This is a genomic window from Natronorubrum sulfidifaciens JCM 14089, from assembly GCF_000337735.1.
In the GTDB taxonomy this organism is placed as follows: domain Archaea; phylum Halobacteriota; class Halobacteria; order Halobacteriales; family Natrialbaceae; genus Natronorubrum; species Natronorubrum sulfidifaciens.
Map to the genome: position 1 here is coordinate 1 of NZ_AOHX01000052.1, position 16,803 is coordinate 16,803.

13 protein-coding genes, 1 pseudogene and 1 CRISPR repeat array are annotated in these 16,803 nt (G+C 54.9%); of the genes and pseudogenes, 7 read left to right on the forward strand and 7 right to left on the reverse strand.

Features of this window, described 5'->3' with window-relative positions; translation table 11 throughout:
* Positions 1 to 272 precede the first annotated feature (272 nt).
* Together C495_RS16355 and C495_RS18215 are read left to right on the forward strand one after the other, a co-directional pair.
* A complete protein-coding gene (locus C495_RS16355; RefSeq protein ID WP_008164923.1) occupies positions 273 to 1,208 on the forward strand; it encodes an ArdC-like ssDNA-binding domain-containing protein in 936 nt (311 codons plus the stop codon).
* A gap of 75 nt (positions 1,209 to 1,283) precedes the next feature.
* The gene (locus C495_RS18215) at positions 1,284 to 1,817 is read left to right on the forward strand and encodes a DUF7342 family protein (protein ID WP_008164926.1); all 534 of its coding nucleotides are present in this window, start codon (positions 1,284 to 1,286) and stop codon (positions 1,815 to 1,817) included.
* 559 nt (positions 1,818 to 2,376) lie between these two features.
* On the opposite strand, the gene C495_RS16370 is transcribed toward C495_RS18215, so the two are convergent.
* On the reverse strand, positions 2,377 to 2,892 hold the full coding sequence (locus C495_RS16370; RefSeq protein WP_008164930.1) for a DUF7437 domain-containing protein: 516 nt from the start codon (positions 2,890 to 2,892) through the stop codon (positions 2,377 to 2,379).
* Positions 2,893 to 3,063: 171 nt separating this feature from the next.
* On the opposite strand from C495_RS16370, the gene C495_RS16375 reads away from it, so the two are divergent.
* Entirely contained in the window at positions 3,064 to 4,800 is a 1,737-nt protein-coding gene (locus C495_RS16375) for a sensor histidine kinase (RefSeq protein ID WP_008164932.1), read from the forward strand.
* 102 nt (positions 4,801 to 4,902) lie between these two features.
* Here the strand turns inward: C495_RS16375 and C495_RS16380 are convergent, their stop codons facing one another.
* On the reverse strand, positions 4,903 to 5,175 hold the full coding sequence (locus C495_RS16380) for a hypothetical protein (RefSeq protein ID WP_008164933.1): 273 nt from the start codon (positions 5,173 to 5,175) through the stop codon (positions 4,903 to 4,905).
* Positions 5,176 to 5,614: 439 nt separating this feature from the next.
* Here C495_RS16380 and C495_RS18405 point away from each other — a divergent pair, with 439 nt between their 5' ends.
* On the forward strand, positions 5,615 to 5,800 hold the full coding sequence (locus tag C495_RS18405; RefSeq protein WP_008164935.1) for a hypothetical protein: 186 nt from the start codon (positions 5,615 to 5,617) through the stop codon (positions 5,798 to 5,800).
* 33 nt (positions 5,801 to 5,833) lie between these two features.
* On the opposite strand, the gene C495_RS16390 is transcribed toward C495_RS18405, so the two are convergent.
* Both C495_RS16390 and C495_RS16395 read right to left on the reverse strand, forming a co-directional pair.
* Positions 5,834 to 8,755: a UvrD-helicase domain-containing protein gene (locus C495_RS16390; RefSeq protein ID WP_008164936.1), complete on the reverse strand. Its 2,922-nt coding sequence runs from the start codon at positions 8,753 to 8,755 to the stop codon at positions 5,834 to 5,836.
* Positions 8,752 to 11,172: a PD-(D/E)XK nuclease family protein gene (locus tag C495_RS16395; RefSeq protein WP_008164938.1), complete on the reverse strand. Its 2,421-nt coding sequence runs from the start codon at positions 11,170 to 11,172 to the stop codon at positions 8,752 to 8,754. The genes C495_RS16390 and C495_RS16395 overlap by 4 nt, the downstream gene beginning before the upstream one ends.
* A 357-nt stretch (positions 11,173 to 11,529) precedes the next feature.
* On the opposite strand from C495_RS16395, the gene C495_RS16400 reads away from it, so the two are divergent.
* Positions 11,530 to 12,372 (forward strand): hypothetical protein, encoded by an 843-nt coding sequence (locus C495_RS16400; RefSeq protein WP_008164940.1) that lies wholly within the window; start codon positions 11,530 to 11,532, stop codon positions 12,370 to 12,372.
* 187 nt (positions 12,373 to 12,559) lie between these two features.
* Here the strand turns inward: C495_RS16400 and C495_RS16405 are convergent, their stop codons facing one another.
* The 3 genes and pseudogenes from C495_RS16405 to C495_RS18705 form a co-directional block, all read right to left on the reverse strand.
* Entirely contained in the window at positions 12,560 to 13,651 is a 1,092-nt protein-coding gene (locus tag C495_RS16405) for a hypothetical protein (protein ID WP_008164941.1), read from the reverse strand.
* A 94-nt stretch (positions 13,652 to 13,745) separates the two neighbouring features.
* Positions 13,746 to 14,195 (reverse strand): HVO_A0114 family putative DNA-binding protein, encoded by a 450-nt coding sequence (locus C495_RS16410; RefSeq protein ID WP_193788019.1) that lies wholly within the window; start codon positions 14,193 to 14,195, stop codon positions 13,746 to 13,748.
* A gap of 52 nt (positions 14,196 to 14,247) precedes the next feature.
* Positions 14,248 to 14,412: pseudogene (locus C495_RS18705) on the reverse strand (toxin-antitoxin system TumE family protein); the annotation flags it as partial.
* Positions 14,413 to 14,559: 147 nt separating this feature from the next.
* Between C495_RS18705 and C495_RS16420 the strand changes: the two are divergent.
* Both C495_RS16420 and C495_RS16425 read left to right on the forward strand, forming a co-directional pair.
* Positions 14,560 to 14,835 (forward strand): type II toxin-antitoxin system HicB family antitoxin, encoded by a 276-nt coding sequence (locus C495_RS16420; protein WP_008164946.1) that lies wholly within the window; start codon positions 14,560 to 14,562, stop codon positions 14,833 to 14,835.
* Positions 14,836 to 14,838: 3 nt separating this feature from the next.
* Positions 14,839 to 15,084 (forward strand): type II toxin-antitoxin system HicA family toxin, encoded by a 246-nt coding sequence (locus tag C495_RS16425; protein WP_008164948.1) that lies wholly within the window; start codon positions 14,839 to 14,841, stop codon positions 15,082 to 15,084.
* A 28-nt stretch (positions 15,085 to 15,112) separates the two neighbouring features.
* A CRISPR array of direct repeats spans positions 15,113 to 16,662; the repeat unit is 30 nt; unit sequence GCTTCAACCCCACAAGGGTTCGTCTGAAAC.
* The last annotated feature ends 141 nt before the right edge of the window (positions 16,663 to 16,803 follow it).

The window sequence follows — 16,803 nt, forward strand, 5'->3', positions numbered from 1 at the left end:
GGATTGCACTGAGATATGATCCCACCAGTCTCGAATGTTCGTCAGCCATGATACAAATCCCCATTTGAGATTAATAAGTACAGAGGCTTTCGTCCGTACGAAGCGATATGTGTGTATCCTGTACTTACCGCAGAGGGTGTAAACCTATCATGCTCTAAGGATTTCAACAGAGCCAACTGCTCGAATCTGGCGTGTTTTTTGAGACCCCCGAGGGGTGGAGGTCTTCTCGAGTTCAGTTCGATTCGATTCGACTCGAGAAGCAGTGATCAAACATGGCTACGAGCAGCAGCACCCGGGAGACGTTCGACGATTCGGATACCCGGCACGACGAGATGCATAGTACGATCGAAACATGGATTCAGGACCTTGTTGAGGAGGTCGATTCCGCCGTCTCGAGCGAGCAATTCAAACAATGGTTAGATGTCCAGAGTCGCTTCCACGACTACTCGCACCGAAATACACTGTTGATCAAACTCCAGTGTCCCCACGCAACGCGCGTTGCTGGCTACCGAACGTGGCAAAATGAGTTCGACCGGCACGTGAGTGAGGGCGAAAAAGCAATCTGGATCTGGGCACCTATCATCGCGAAACAGTGCCCTGAATGCGGAAATTCGCCATCATACCACGAACGCAGCGACTGTGAGTATAACGACACTGAGCCTGACGACTGGAACAAGGGACTCGTCGGTTTTCGACCAGCACCGGTCTTCGATATCTCGCAGACAGAAGGCGAACCACTTCCAGAACTCGAGACCGAGGCGAACGGTAACGCCGGCAAATTGATCCCAGCACTCCTCAAAGCGTCGTCCGCACTCGAGGTGGCTGTCGAGGTCGTGTCTCCTCGGAAATGGTCTCACGGCAGCGCCAAGGGCGTCTGTCGGTATCGCTTGGAGAAGCAGCCACTCGTGGAAGTCCGTGATCGTGAAAACGAGGCTGATCTCGCCGTCACACTCGTTCACGAGTACGCGCACGCACTGCTGCACAGTGGTATCGATACCGAGGACGAACGGTCGAAACGTGAACTCGAGGCCGAAGCCGTTGCCTACATCGTCGGGCGATATTTCGGGCTGGACACGAGTGGATCGGCGTTCTACCTCGCTGCGTGGGAGGGGGATGAACCAGAGACGATCCTCGATCGACTCGAGCGCATTAGTTCGACCGCTCAGGAGATCGTCGACGTCGCTGAGGAGATAGCCGAAACAAACTGAAGAGAACCCGGATATTGAGATCATATATCTGTGCTTTAGAAAAGATATATTGGTAGTGTCCTCGAAGAAGGAATTATGACAAAACGACCAGACCCACCAAACGATCCGTCAAGACAGTGGGATTCGGATCGAACGACGTTCCAGCGTGTCTACGACGTTCTTGTCGGCACTACCGATCCTGTTTCTGCACAACAGTTCGCAGAGTGGGCTCGCTGTTCTGAGACCGGTGCTCGTCAGGCACTCGAGCAACTTGTTGAGATGGGGATTGCAGAACGAACAGGAACCCGCCCTGCTCAGTATCAGCGTAATCCATCGTACTTTCAGTGGAAGCGCGTCGAAACGCTTGCACGCGAACACAGTGCAGATCAGCTTCGCTCACGTTTGGCAGAACTCATTGACGCAGACCAGGACCTTCAGGAAACGTATGGGGTCCCAGATCCGGATGCTGTCGTCGTCTCCGATGATCCTGCCGAAGATCACGAAGCGCTTCACGACCGATGGGATGACCTTACAGAATGGCGGACGATTCGTCGAGACATTACGATCTTGAAACGCGCTGTTCAACGGGCCGAGTCATCAAACGATGGTCGAGTCCAGTCAAATACGTGACGGGGCGAGACGAAACGCCAAGCGGTCCACTCGATGTTCCAACGCTCGAAGTACTCGCACAGCGTGCAGCAACGCATCCACTTGTTTCAACGTGGGAGTTCCGGCCTGATTCGATTTCTCCGCGTGTTCTCGAGCTACAGTTGGACAGAACACAGTATCCTTCGGAAGTACGTGAGATTCGGATCGACATCCGGTGGTTTGTCGGAGGCGACTACACAGTTCACTATCTCGAAAGTCATGAAGATGAGACCTGGCAATGTCGATGGGATCGACACCCAAAACCAGAGGCACCTCGAGAGCATTTCCATCCGCCACCAGACGCGTCCGCAAATATAGAGCAGTCCTCACTCAAGAGTGAACATCATTTGGATGTCCTCTTCGCTGTGCTGGAGTGGATCGAAGATCGTGTCCAGGCGTTACATGCCTAGGTTGAACTATCCCGCCCTACTCGCTCCCTCCGGTCGCTCCTTAACGACGGGGGCTTGGCATCCTCTCCGCCACGGATAAATGAATATTAACGAGTCAAGAAAAGAGATTTCTCTGTCGGTGTCCATCCGACTCACTCCTCAACAATCGAGGAAAGTGCATCCAGAATGATAGCTGCCTTTAACGGCGAGAGGTCCTGCTCTCGGGCCATAATTCGGTGGGTTACGGATCCATCAACATATTCCCGAGCATACTCGAGAGCGACCGCAAGCCCGTCTAAACCGTGGCGTTCGATGTACGTATCGATATCCCCATCCTTTTCTCGGCGTGCAATCGCCTCAATCAATGCCGGCGTGATCTGCCGTTGGACATCATCCTGAACGAGTTGAAGATCGATTTCACGGGCAGTATATCGTGCGGGCCGTCCCCCGTTCGACTGTTCAATGAATCCTGCAGACTCGAGGTCGTTGATATAGTCGTAGGCAGTCCGTTGTGGGATCTCAAGGGAATCGACGACGTCGTCGGTCGTAGTTTCCGCGTTGTGACGGATATAGGTATAGATCCACGCTTTCCGGGCGTTCCTAAGGAGTTCAAACGCCTCACCTCCAGTATCGAGAGGTGTATTCCAATCTGCTTCTTTTGTGGACATCTTAGTAGCGAATTGCACGCAGATCGCAATAAGCCTTTTCAGGAAAGACTGACAGAACGAAGCAAGATTGCATTGTCCGAATCGAGTCACCAATTCCAGCAGCAACCGCGACTAGACGAAAGCGCCTGAGTTGCTCTGTTCGGTTTATGTGGTGCCACAGGGGTGGACACCATGACAGAACATCCGACGTTAGCAGAGTTCGCTACGAACGAAACGACTGACTCGAGGCCGGCTAATCAGCCATCGACTGATGAGACCGTGACGATGACCGCTGACGAGCGGGTTGCAACGTACCTCATTGAGGATCAGATGGCAGATCTCACAGACGCGATCCGTGAAGCCGTCCAAAACGGCATCGACAGTCCGGGTTCATCTCGTGTGCTGGTCAGCATCTCCCCTGAGCGATCGATCATCCTTGACGATGGTGCTGGCGTCGACCTCGAGTCAACCGAGGGACGACGTAACCTGTCGGTGCTTGGTGCGGGAAGCAAGCAGCGATCGGACGACGAGACAATCGGAGAGTGGGGCATCGGCAAGGGTGCGATCATCGCGAAAGGTGCGGTTCGCATCTGGAGCCACGACACAGCATTGTGTTTTGACTATCGCAATCGACGTAACTCTGGGCCGTGGGCAGACGTCAGCGGGCGCGACGGCCATCTTGTGGACGCTGAGCATCATCTCGAGGGGATGCTGGTCGAGATCGATCACTACGAAGACGAGGTTCCAGATTCGGACAGCTACCGCTGGCGGCGCTACGTTCGCGATCTTCGCAAGCGCTTCGCGTACGTGCAGTCCCGGACGGGCGTCTCGGTCGTGATCAACGGCGAGCCAGTCGATAAGGGTGATCCACTCGAGGCGGTGGCTGACTCGCCACATCCGTCGCTCACACGCGAAACTGAGGATGCGATTCTCGCACTCGAGTACACGCCCCACGAGGGACTCGACATCTACAGCAATGGGCTGTACGTGACGACGAAACGGGAGTACGGACTCGGCGGAGTCGTCGTCTCGAAGGGGAACTTGACGCTGAACTTTGCCCGCAATGATATCCAGTCTGGCTGTGATCGCTGGCAGCGGATCGACAACGCACTCGAGCAGGCTCGTGACGATCTGTATGCGGACGTCTCAGACGATCGGCTGACTGCTGAGAGTCGGGAAGTGATGGTTGAAGCGATGGCATCCGAATCAGAACCGGACGAGCAGTGGGCCGACCGCAAGCTGTTCCAGTTGGCAACCGAGTCCCGAATCAGCCTCGAGGAGATCCAGGCAGCCCCGAAAATCGGGTGGGTCGACGGTGCCCAGAAAGGTGCGGACAAGCTCGTCGAGCGTGGTTACGTCGTCCTCGATACGAGTGATGCAGCGACCCAGCGGCTTCGCGACCTCACCACTGACGAAGATACATCGACAGCGGTGCCGGAGATGTTCGATGTTGGCGAGCAAGCAGAGTCAGAGGGAGTCTGGACGGGCTATCATCGCATCGAGGACGAATCGCAGTTGAACGCTGATCAGCGACGGTATCTTCGCTTCGCTCGAGTGTTAGCAAGAGAGCTTGGGATTGAGCAAGATGTGTACTACGGCGAGGCGAGTGCCGATGCCTGGACCGACGGCAGGACGTACATTGTGATCACCGACTCGGCCGTGACGAGCCGCCAGCGTGCTGTCTGGATGCACGATCTATATCTGGTGATGTTGCACGAAGCAGCTCATGGGACCTCGAGTCGTGATCGGCCGTCTCATGGGCATCACTTCGAGAGTACGTTTCGGTCGCTCGTTGAGGATCCAAGCAATCGAAGTTCATTCGCTGAACTCGTCCAGCAGGTCGTCGACGAGGGATTTGCGTCCGTGTTCGACAAGTATGAGGTAGATCTCCAGCAGAGCGAAGCCGTCTCTTCTGGCCAATTTCGATAATGGAGCGGCGAGGTGGAAGACCCACTCGGGGAGAGTGCAGTGGCTCAAGCTCGGCATAGTGCGTCGATCTGTCGATATACAGGACAGCCCTTTGAAGAGTCGTTAACACTGCTCTTCTGGTGACGTAACCCGAAGTTCGTCTTCAACTTCGTAGAAGTAGCCTCGCTCGAGGAGCCGTGTAAGCGCGTACTCGACATCCCGTTGCTCGAGTGCTAACTCCGAATCAGAGAGCAGTGTATCGGTGGCATCGTCGTACTCAATTACCTGAACAGCATCTTTTCCACGGTCTGGCTGAGATGTATGGGAACACAGTAGATCGTAGCACTTGAGGATCCACTCCGGAAGTGGTGGTCGTGGATCTGTAATGCCAGCCATTGCAGTTCTGTATGGTTATTTCGATAGTTGTTCCCTTAACAGTGTCTGTTGGATCTGTTTCATCAGTAAGTTCCAAAAGAATAGTTCCGAATGAGAAGATGCTTCTTTCTTATCTATAACATTATTTACCGTTTAGCAGTTCAGAATTATATTATCAATCCAACAGCTTTATGTTCACAAAAACGAACATTTTGGATGGCGAGGGATTGCGTACTGTCTATGCCGATAGTACTCGCACCTGAGACATTATCCCCGCCACTGATCGAGATCGATCTCTGTCGACGATCCGAGCGACAGCCGATCTCTAACAGTCCCTTCAATTGGGAACCACCACCACCACCACTACCATTCCCACGAGGGGAGCTCCAACGTCGGTCTTTTGCCGACGTTTCTGGACCGATACTGCGGTATAGATATCAAAACGAGGCAAACTACATCGATGTCCACGCAAAAACGCGATGACCTCTTAATCGCTGTTGCACTGACCGAGTTTTCGGTGCACTTCGAACAGATCGATCCTGAACTCTCAGAGCGAGCATGGCAGTTAGCTGCCACTCGGCTTGGTGAGTACGACGTTGATCCTGAAGCCGCAGTTTCAGCACTCGAGATTGGGAGATCGAAATGAATGTCTGAGTCAATATTAGTAAGTTGAAAACTTCTATATTTTTTCGGGGTGGCTATTTTCACCAACAACGGGCATTGTTATCTCGCGCAACTCTTCGAGCGTGAGCGGCGACACTTCCACACACTCGTTCTCGGCGGTATAGAAGATACTGGTCGAGATAGTGCAATCCGGATACTGCTCGGCTGCGATATGATAATAGACGCTAAGCTGTTTCCTGTATTCGGCCTCTGCGTGGCGAGTAAGATCCGTCTTGTAGTCGATAATCTGGATTCGGTCCGGGGCGATTACGAGGAGATCGATGATGCCAACAAGGGTAACCTGTGGATCCAAATCCAGGGGCAGAATTGCCGTGACTTCTGGGTTGAATGTTCCGTCGAGAGTATCAAGGAGCGTCACAACGTGTTCCTGATCATCATCACTCGGTGAGGGATCGTTCCCTCGTGCGTACTCCTCAGCGAATTCGTGAAGCTCGTCCCCGAATTCCGTCCCTCGTCCTTCCGTGACCTCGTCGTACACACTATCATCCATGATGTCGTGGACGCTCATCCGACGAGGCTTCGTTCGTTCTGGGGGCGTGATTGAAAACGGTACCTCATCCTCTCGATATTCGGTTTCAATATCGACAGATGGTTCGGGTTCGATCGGCTCAAGCGGGAGTTCGGTGAAGAAAGGACTTGGCGAGTCACCAGCTGTGAGGAACAGATGTCGCTTCGCTCGAGTCACCGCGACGTAGAAGAGTCGACGCTCTTCGTCGTATTCTGATGGCTGACAGCCGGTGAGAAGATCGTACGGCCAGTGGCTGTGGACGTATGGTCGACCGCTCGCCTCGCTGTAGACGGATCGTTGTCTGAGCCCGATCGGTTCCCGATACTGGATCGTACCTGACGATGGTCGCCCGTAATGCGGGAACGCTCGTCGATTCACGTTCGCACAGAATACGATCGGGTATTCCAACCCTTTCGCGCTGTGTATCGTCTGCAGCGTGACGGAATCCTCACCCGGACTCGAATCGATTTCGACCGTGGATCCAGCCTCGAGATGTTCTTCTATGTAGATGATTGCCTCGCTTCGGGTTGCGAGCGTCGTCTCGTGCATACTCGTGAGCTCACCGAGTAAGCCGTTTGCATACGCTCCGTCGTACCCGTATTCGTCGAAGACCATTCGGACAAATCCGCCGATGGTTTCACACTCTCGCAAGGAGTCCCGAAACGTAACCATTGCGTCAGGATACTGTTCGGCCTCGAGGATCTCACGAGCGTACGAAAGCGTACATCCGGTTTCTTCCAGCACGGTCGCCCATCCTCGTTGATCGTTCGATTCGCAAATCCGAAGCCATGCTAACAGAAGCTTCGCCTGATCGGTATCGAATAACTCCACCCCACCTTCGTACGCGATTGGGATACCGTACTCGGTTGCCTTCTCGAGGAGGTCACGAGCAAACGATCGAGTTCGAGTAAAGACGGCGATATCGCTATACGATGGGGCACCGAGCCGTTCTCGTTCAGCAGCCGCTTGCTCCTCCACGGACATCTCTGCTGTCGAGGCTGGTTCGTCTCGCACCTCGACACTATAGTCCTCGTTTCCGACGACATGCTGTATTCGATCGAGGAGCAGTTCGAGCTCATCTTCGTGGGTTACCGCCTGAATGTGGCTGTTATCAACGCGACTCGTGGCCTCGAGTGGCGTTATCTCATTCTCTATTTCCTCTGCATCCAGAGACTCACCATTTGTTGCTGGGGTTGTCAACGTCTCCGTCGCCAGTGAGAGAATCGATTCCGTAGATCGGTAGTTCTTCTTCAGCGGAATCGTCTCGATTTCGTCGACGGCATACTTGACTCGAGTCTCGTCGCGATTCAATTCCGCCTTGTACCGGGAGATACGCTCCTCGAAATTCTGGATGTTTTCGACCGTGGTATACTGAAATCCGTAGATACTCTGTTTCCAATCTCCGACGACGCAGATGTTATTTTCACCAGCAAGGAGCAGCGTGAGTTTGAATTGCAACTCGTTGGTATCCTGGAATTCGTCGACCATGACGTACTGGTGGCGAACCTGTTCGCGAACCGCCGCATCCTCACACAGCATCACGAACGCCATCGCGAGCATGAGTCCCTGCGTGAGGTAGTTGCGCGCGAGCGCATACTCGAGGTACTCGAAATAGACGTCGTGTACGAAGGCAAGTAGGTCCTCTCGGTCCTCGTCGAATGCCTGCTCGACAGGTTCTGTGTGAAGCTGTGGGTACCCGACGACCTCGTCGGCTGTCGGTGCATCGGGAACGTATTCAGTTGCATCCCACCCACTTACTGACGAACGTGCATCGGATTGTGTGGGACCGTTTGCACCCTCGTTCGGTCGATTTTCCCGTTCGAAAAGGTCCATGAACGCCTCCCGGTCACCGAAGAGCGGGGTGCCGGTATCTCGATACCACCCGTCGCGTTCAGGGATTACGCCTTTCGCAGCGAGTTCGGCGATCAACGAGCGCAGAGAACTGGGATCGTTCAGCGCTGCGAAAAGGTGCTCGTATTCGGGGTGACGGTCTTCGAAACGAGTGATAAACGTATTGAACAGCTCTCCTTCCCGAATCCCATCCTCGATCAATTCGAGTGATTGTGGAATTTGGTCGTCAATCCCGATTTCGGCCGGGATTTCGTGCCCATAGCGTCGAAGCAGCTGATAACAGTAGCCGTGAAACGTACTAATCGGGGCGTCCTGTAACTGGACGGGATCGTATGGGGACTGGCGAGCAATCCGATCGGCCATCTCTGCAGCAGCATTCCGCGTGAAGGTGGCCAGAAGGATGTCCTCTGGTTCGATGTCCGGTTTCTCGAGGATGTTGGCATACCGGTGCGTTATGGTGAACGTTTTGCCCGTCCCTGCGCCAGCATCGACGAGATAAATCCCGTCGATATGTTCGATCAGTGTTTCTTGCTCTTGGTTTGGTGAGATTCCAGTCATCGGTCTGTGAGTATGAGGTCTCGATGATCGACGCGGTCCCAAGTCGGTCCTTCCTCCCGATAGGCTACCGGGAACCGACTGTTTCGATACTCGTTCAGGGCCTCAAGTTGCTCATCGACGAACGCCTCGAACGCATCAAGGTCCGATTGCAGGACGTATCCGGTCGGTACATCGTCAAGATCGTCGATCACTTTCTCACAGCCTTGACGGACGTACTTGTATTCGCCGACGCGCTCCTGGGCATACGCGACGAAATCTTCGGTGATCGTCGCCCGTCGTTCGGGATTGTCTCCAGCTCGGGGAAGGTCGTGAGTCTCGAAAAAGTCCCTGTAGGCTTCGTATCCGAGCGGGTGCAACGCCCGACACCGCTTGTTCGAATCAGCATAATCGGTTACACTCTCGAAGGTATCTCGGCTCGCGACGAACTTGCTAAACGTCGCTGGAACGTAGGTGATCGTCGTAACGAGATCTGCTGGATCAGGCGGTGATCCCGTGAGGGCTTCATCGACCCCGTCGAGCAAATGGACGAAATGGAGTTCGATGCGCTCATCCGGCCGTTCCTCTCGATGTTTGGCCAGGTAGACGAGCGCCTGAAAATTGGGGTACTCATCGACTAAATCGATCGATGCCGCCTCGAGTATGTCCGAAGCGTCCTTCTTGTTCCCGGTCTTGTAATCGACGATCGAGGTTTCGCTCTGGATCAAATCGACGTATCCGTGAACTCCGATCGACGGCGATGCGAACCAGCGTTCCGTTAGCTGTGAGTCACACTCGACACCGAGTTCGGTAGCGAGTTCGTTTTCGTGGTCTCGATGATCGTAGGTTTCGTAGCTTCCTTCCGCCGGCGGATTTTCGCCCAGATACGCCGTGATCACGTCGAGTCCAACCTCCAAATACGTTCGCTGAACGGCTTGTTTCGAGTTACCTAGGTATGGGTTCAACCGCTCACACATTGCGTCAAGCATGCGGCCACGCTGGTCCTCTAGTATCGATGGATCAGAGACGTAGATCTCAGCGGCCTCGTGGAGAAGCGTTCCGCGAACCATGTGAACTGACGACGGTGATTGGACCAATCGATCGAAGTACGCATCTCGAGGCGAATTCGCGAGGGCTTTCAGTCGAGATTGACTAATCGTTTCTATGCGTTGAGGTGGTGTCAGGGGGTCGTCTGGTTCAGGGAACGGCGACGTCAGGGATGAGGTCGTGTGCCCGCCGTATCGTGTGTGTGGAAGATCACCGAATGAGTCAAACGGCTCGTCACGGAGTCGTCGCAGATACACACACGGAGTCACGTCGCTTCCGGCCTGCGTCTCTTGGGCGAAATAGTACCGTTGTGTGCCGTTCTGGAGCAGTCGCTCGAATCGCTCGAGGTCGCGTTCTAGGTATGCTTCACGGTCGATCCAGGGATAGTCCGGCGGGCTCTGTGCCCACTCCGGGCCCAGACCGACGTAGAAAACGACAGGCCGGTCAACGTATGCTGTGGAAGTCGCATCTGCTAAGAGAACCCCATCAGTAGCATCCGAGTCCGTTGGAACAGTGAACGCATCGAGATAGTACCGGAAGCGCGAAACGTGATCTTCCGTTACCTGTGTGTCAAGTATTCCAAGGTTTTGAAGCTCGCGTCGAAGTTCAACTAACCGTGTATCACTGATCGACTCATACACGGACACGACATCACGGAACGTTCCTTCGTCGACGGCTTCCTGGAATTCAACGTAGCCCCCAAGTTGATCTGGCTCGAGCGAATCCACCCGTTGTTCTTCTACATCTCTGGGAAGGTCGATCCCAGCCGTCGCGAGCACCGGTCGGATTTCCGTGACCCGCTGATCGGATCCCGAAAATGTCGCTTCTAGCAGTCGGAAAAACGCCCGAACATCGTCATCATCTTCGAACCCAGGTCCACCGCGATAGGGAATTTCCCGTGCTTCAAGGGCAGACTCGATCAGCGCACTATACAGACTACCCTCAGCAAGAACGATCCCAAATCGATCCGCTGTATCTGGATCAATCTGGTCGACGATTGCCGAGACGATTGCTGTCGCTGATGGGAAGATGTGTAGCTTGGGGAAGGGAACGTGAGTGTCGCCCAGCGATGAATAGGTCTCGTACCCATCAGGAGGGAGGAGTTTTCGGTCGAGTTCAGACAGACGAGCTTCGTCAATTACCGCAATCTCTTGCTCCGATGAGAGCGTCGTGCACTCGATGGACCGATAGCTGCTCTCAAGTTCCCCCAGCATTGATACGACCAATCGGATAGCGGAGCTGTCGAACTCAGGATACTCGAGTATCTGTTCACGGTCGCCCGTCGCTGTCCAGCAATCGATACACAGCTCGAGTGCTCTCACTGCTTGCTTCCACGAGAGATCCGTCTGTGCGACGATTTCGAAAAAGAGCGGTCGGATGTCATCGGGAAACATCTCCTGGACGGCATAGCTTCGCGGTGTAGCCGACAACCGACCGATTCGAGGGCTTTGCACTCGGTTATCAAGTGCAAGTGCGAGGGGTGCTTCGCCAGTAAGCGCAATATCGCAGTTCGCAACCCTCGAATAGAGCTGGTCGATTGACCGTGCTTCTCGTAATGGCACAGTCAAAGAACTAACTCAGTTTACTTGAACTTAGCTAATTTTCTATATATTAGCACGAGGTATAGGGGGTTATCGACGCCGTTGAGAAGTTGCTTGCCAATGACTGTTAGCGAATTTCTATATGTCACTTCTTTTGGGTTCCCTTAGGAAAAATAGATACTCTGTGCCTCCGGTACGTTCCCGAGTGTAATGACCGGTCTCGTCCACTACCACCACCCCGACGACGAGCAATATTCTCTCGCGTACGTTACGCTCGATCACGACGAGATCGACCCCGACGATGGGAAAGTCGAAACCTACCAACTCGAGGAAACAGTACACGTCCTCTACACCAACACCGGTTCGAGTGGAACGGTCGACGACATCACCGAGGATTTTGAAGCAATACTGGACGAAATGGACGAATCGGACCGGCTCGTGACGGTGCGAATTCTCCAGACGTTCGAAGGTGTCCTCGAAGCTACGGAACTCGAGGAGGGAGAAAAACTCGAGATCTACAAGCAGATCGACGTTGGTCGGATCCCGGCTGCACTCGAGCACGTCGATTGGTCGAGATCGGTAGTCAAGGTCGCAGGGCAGTTGATGTCGTCACTCATTTTGGCTCACCCGCTTCCAAACGCCAACCATCGAACCTCGATCGCATTCGCCGAGTGGTACCTCGAGAGTGTCGAGCCGGCGTTTTCGCTCCCGAAGTTGGCGACCGAGAGCTACGACTGGCAAGAGTGGGTCGACACGTATATCGCCGACTCGAAGCGACTGCTCACCGTACGGCGAAACATAACCCCGTTCAGGTTGCTCGATGAGTGGGGCTGTAAGATCGTGTTGCGAAAAGGTGGGATTGAAATCGAGCTCTCGGAGTACGACCTCGAGCTGCCACAGTCAGAAGCCCTGTCGACGTATGCGACTCGTCATACCCAGCACTGTACCGAGTTCATGATCGAGTCAGTGACGCGAGCCGGAGCGTCGCATCTGCGTTTTGAGAATGGGATCGACAAACAGGAGTTCCTCGAGTATCTGGAATCTAGCGAGTAAGACGTACGCGTTAGTCCCGCAGCTGGGCAACGGTCCGTCCGAGTTCCCGAGCACGTTCGCTCTCGGAGATGTCATACCGTTCTTCCAGCGACCGAAGTTGTTCTTCGAATTCCATGGTGTACGGGAGTGTGCGCCTCTACAAACATATAGTGCGTCATGGGATAAGTAAGTTCTCGTGCTCAAGCGCTCACTCTGGGCTGGACGTCTCTGTGTCAGCTAGTCGAGCTTCTACTTCCTCACAGCGCTCGGCTACTATCGACGCTCCCTCGAGAGGACCATCGGCGTCCAGTGCCGCTCGGTACAGTTCTGCAGTGCGTTCCATCTCCTCTCTCGTTAGTTCGTCTGGGTCCTCGAGCCAGTAGCTATCCGCGAGTTTCTTGTACGCCCAGGGATCCTCGGGATACTCCTCGATGAGTGACTCGAATTCAGCCCTACTGTCGGCAGTTCTGTCCAGTTCCGCGAGCGAGTCGGCGACGAAGTGGTGAAAGTCAAGGAGGAACTCGTCGGATGCATCCGGAAACTGCTCGCAGACTTCCCGACAGAACTCGAGTCGGTGCTCGTGATATGCTGGATCCTCTTGCGCGACGGTGGCAAGATCGCTGTCGAGCGATCGAATGAAAGCCTCGAGCGAGAGAAACGACGGCAATTTTCGGTCTGCCTCCTCGATATACGTGATTTCGTCGGGTGTTACGGCGACGATGTACTCCCAAGCAGTTAACCACTGATCGCAAGCCTCAGCACGGTTTTCTTTCTCACGGAGATCACGCCCCTCCTGGACGAACTCGTAGATCCGTTCTTTGTTTGGAACGTCAGGTGCCCAGCGCCCCCAGAGTACTTCTGCCGCCATCCAAATAAAGTCCTGATCGTAGCCCGTGGCGTCAACCTCGTATTCAGCACCCCATTGCTCAGAGAGTGTCGTCGCCGAGCTGAGGTCTTCGATTCTGTTCCGGAACGCCGTCTCGCTCGTTTCGATGCCGTGCTCAGCGAGTTTTTCCACAATTTCGTCCGTCGAGAGCGCTTCGACATCGCTGAGTTCCCACGCATCATCAGAGTAGATATCGCTTGATGCGTCGACTGTTCGTTGCTCACGTTGGGTGGCTTGACCCGCTTCGTGGTGTTCTTCGTTGCCACTCTCACCTAATCCGTGTTCGTCGACGTATTGCTCGACACGCTTCTGATCAATCCGACTGAGTTCGTCACGTCCGTGGTCCTCGTAGAGATGCTCACGGATCGCAGATTCATCCTCAAAAGTTTGCTCGCAGTAGCGACACTCGACCATTACTCGAGAGTACGTATGCGGGTGGGAAAAACAACAGGTTGGATGGGACGTGTGTGTAAGATCGACTAGGAGTGAGTAGCCTGAGACGTCGCCTTCACGGTGCGGCGGCTACCGTGTCGTCAGTCGCTGGATTGAACGAGAGGCTGATGACGAGTTCGTTGAACCAGACGACTGGGCGCTTGCTTTGGTCGTCTTCCTCGAAGAAGATGATGCCCAGCTGGGCGAGCCGGCTGAGTTCCTCGTGGACGTTCTTGACGTCCCGGTCAACAACCCGTGCGGTCTCGTTAATGCTGGATGGCTCTTCCCGGCGGATGGCTTCGATGAGATTGAGAACACGCGGCGTCAGCGTCTCCATGAGGTCGTCGTAGCTGGTGAACGAGAGCGTCGGCGGGGAATCCACCGCGTCGCCTCGTTCGAGCCCCTTGATGCCATCGGTGACATCGTCGTGGAACTCACTGGACGACTTGACAGTCACGACGAGGGTTGATTCGGCCCGAAGCTGTTCGCGCTCCATCGGGTGCAGCGGCGGCGTAGTGTCGTTCATGGGTATCACCGTAGTGTGATGGCCTCACTTAACCTCGAACTTGGATTTCGGGATCTCGCTCCAGAATCGTCCCATCGTCAAGCGTGCGGGGCGGGTCCGGCTCCATCGCGCCATAGTGGAGCTTGTAGGTCCACCCAGGCAGGTACGTGTCACGGTCTGTCCGTATGCAAAACACACGGACAACGGTCCCGTCGGGATACTTCCTCCCCTCGCTCACACCATCGAGATCATCGAACTCGGCGAACGGTACCTCAAGGGAGATCTCGACGCGGACACTCTTGAGCCCGACGAGACGTAACTCGCTCGTTCTGGAATGCGACGTGGAACGAACGCTTATGACCGTCTTCGCCCTATGTAGCTGCATATGGCGAGTGCAACGCGGGACGATCGAAACGAGGGTGTCGAGTTCTATTACGAGAGTGACGGGACTGTCACTGCGAAGGACCTCGAAACTGGTCTCGCACGTGGTGGCGACACACGTGCCGAGGCACTCGCGCAACTGGCTGAGGTCCTCGAGTTGCACGAGGACGGCGGAGAGTCGATCGACGACCCCGACGAATTCCTCCGCGAGGAACTCGACATCGAGCCTGACGATCTCGAGGACGTCCATCACGAGGATTATCCCGACTTCATGCGGTGACGAATGGTCCGAACCACGTTCTCCGGCCGCGAGGTCGTGAAAGTCCTCACATCGTTCGGCTACCAACCCGTTTCTCGACACGGAAGTCACGTCCGCCTTCGATACGAACACCCGGAGACGGGCGAGGTTCGGAACGTCGACGTTCCCCAACACGACGAGGTCGCGATCGGAACACTTCGATCGATCGCCGACCAGTGCGGGGCGGACGACTTTTACAACTGGTGTCGGTGGATCGACGAACACTCTTGATCTCGACGGACGTGCCTTCGAGGTCCATGCTTCAACCCCACAAGGGTTCGTCTGAAACCCAGCGTGTTGACGACTTCGATTGTGAGCACAAGGCTTCAACCCCACAAGGGTTCGTCTGAAACCACTGGACATCGATTGGTTCGGTCATCACTCGGCATCGCTTCAACCCCACAAGGGTTCGTCTGAAACTGCCTCCGCGCTCGACGACAGTCCGACGCCGAGTGACAGCTTCAACCCCACAAGGGTTCGTCTGAAACCTATGGACTGAGGTGGAGCAATGAACCACGTCTTAGTCAAATCGCTTCAACCCCACAAGGGTTCGTCTGAAACCGGCTTGCCGTAGTCGGACGTCGAATCACCGAGAGTGCTTCAACCCCACAAGGGTTCGTCTGAAACAAGTGCAAGATTTGCTGGGTGCGATGACTTCGTGGGCTTCAACCCCACAAGGGTTCGTCTGAAACTGGATCGCAAACGAGTCTTCGGCCGGCGCACCGTAGCTTCAACCCCACAAGGGTTCGTCTGAAACACGCCTACCAGATGCCGTGAGCGAGGTGCTACAGGCTTCAACCCCACAAGGGTTCGTCTGAAACGTTGTCCACTTCTTCGGGGTGGCTGACGTATGAACGCTTCAACCCCACAAGGGTTCGTCTGAAACTCTCTCCGTGTTTTCCCGCCGGATGTTCGACAACTGCTTCAACCCCACAAGGGTTCGTCTGAAACCCTCCATTCCATGTATTCCTCTCGAAGCCCCCCACCGCTTCAACCCCACAAGGGTTCGTCTGAAACGAGTTACGCTAGAGTGTGGACAGTGCGAATCTTCCTTCGCTTCAACCCCACAAGGGTTCGTCTGAAACACCCCTTACCGCCCCGCAGACGGTTCGATGAGGAGAGCTTCAACCCCACAAGGGTTCGTCTGAAACCGAGGTCGCGTTTGACGCGCTCGAGTTCGACGACGGCTTCAACCCCACAAGGGTTCGTCTGAAACACGTTCGGTTTCGTCTGGGTGATCCTCCGATGATCGCTTCAACCCCACAAGGGTTCGTCTGAAACCACCGTTCGAACGCATCCGCCAGCCGTTTTTCCATGCTTCAACCCCACAAGGGTTCGTCTGAAACACCGCCAGTGAGATAGACACCAGCATCGCCAAGTCGCTTCAACCCCACAAGGGTTCGTCTGAAACTGGGGGACTCGTCCACTGGGAGACAGCGCCTCGAGGCTTCAACCCCACAAGGGTTCGTCTGAAACACGTCACGCGGCGTGTCTGTGGTCGGTGTGCCGATCGGCTTCAACCCCACAAGGGTTCGTCTGAAACCCGCTGCCGCTTAGCGAGTTTCGAACGCTGTTACTAGCTTCAACCCCACAAGGGTTCGTCTGAAACCAGCGCATTGATCAAGAGAAGGCAAAATACCCCTACGCTTCAACCCCACAAGGGTTCGTCTGAAACAGGAGCAGATCTCGAAGTCGTCGGCACTCTCACTGATGCTTCAACCCCACAAGGGTTCGTCTGAAACATGCGCGCCGCTAATATGCAAGACGGGGCGACTGGGCGCTTCAACCCCACAAGGGTTCGTCTGAAACCACGCCCCGATCGGGCCACAAAGTGATTGCATGAAGCTTCAACCCCACAAGGCATCCGTTCTAGTTTAGCAGATCGGGGTATCCAGAGACGTCGAGCTAGAATAGTCAGTTACTAGGAATGTGAGAATCCGGTGGAGAGTG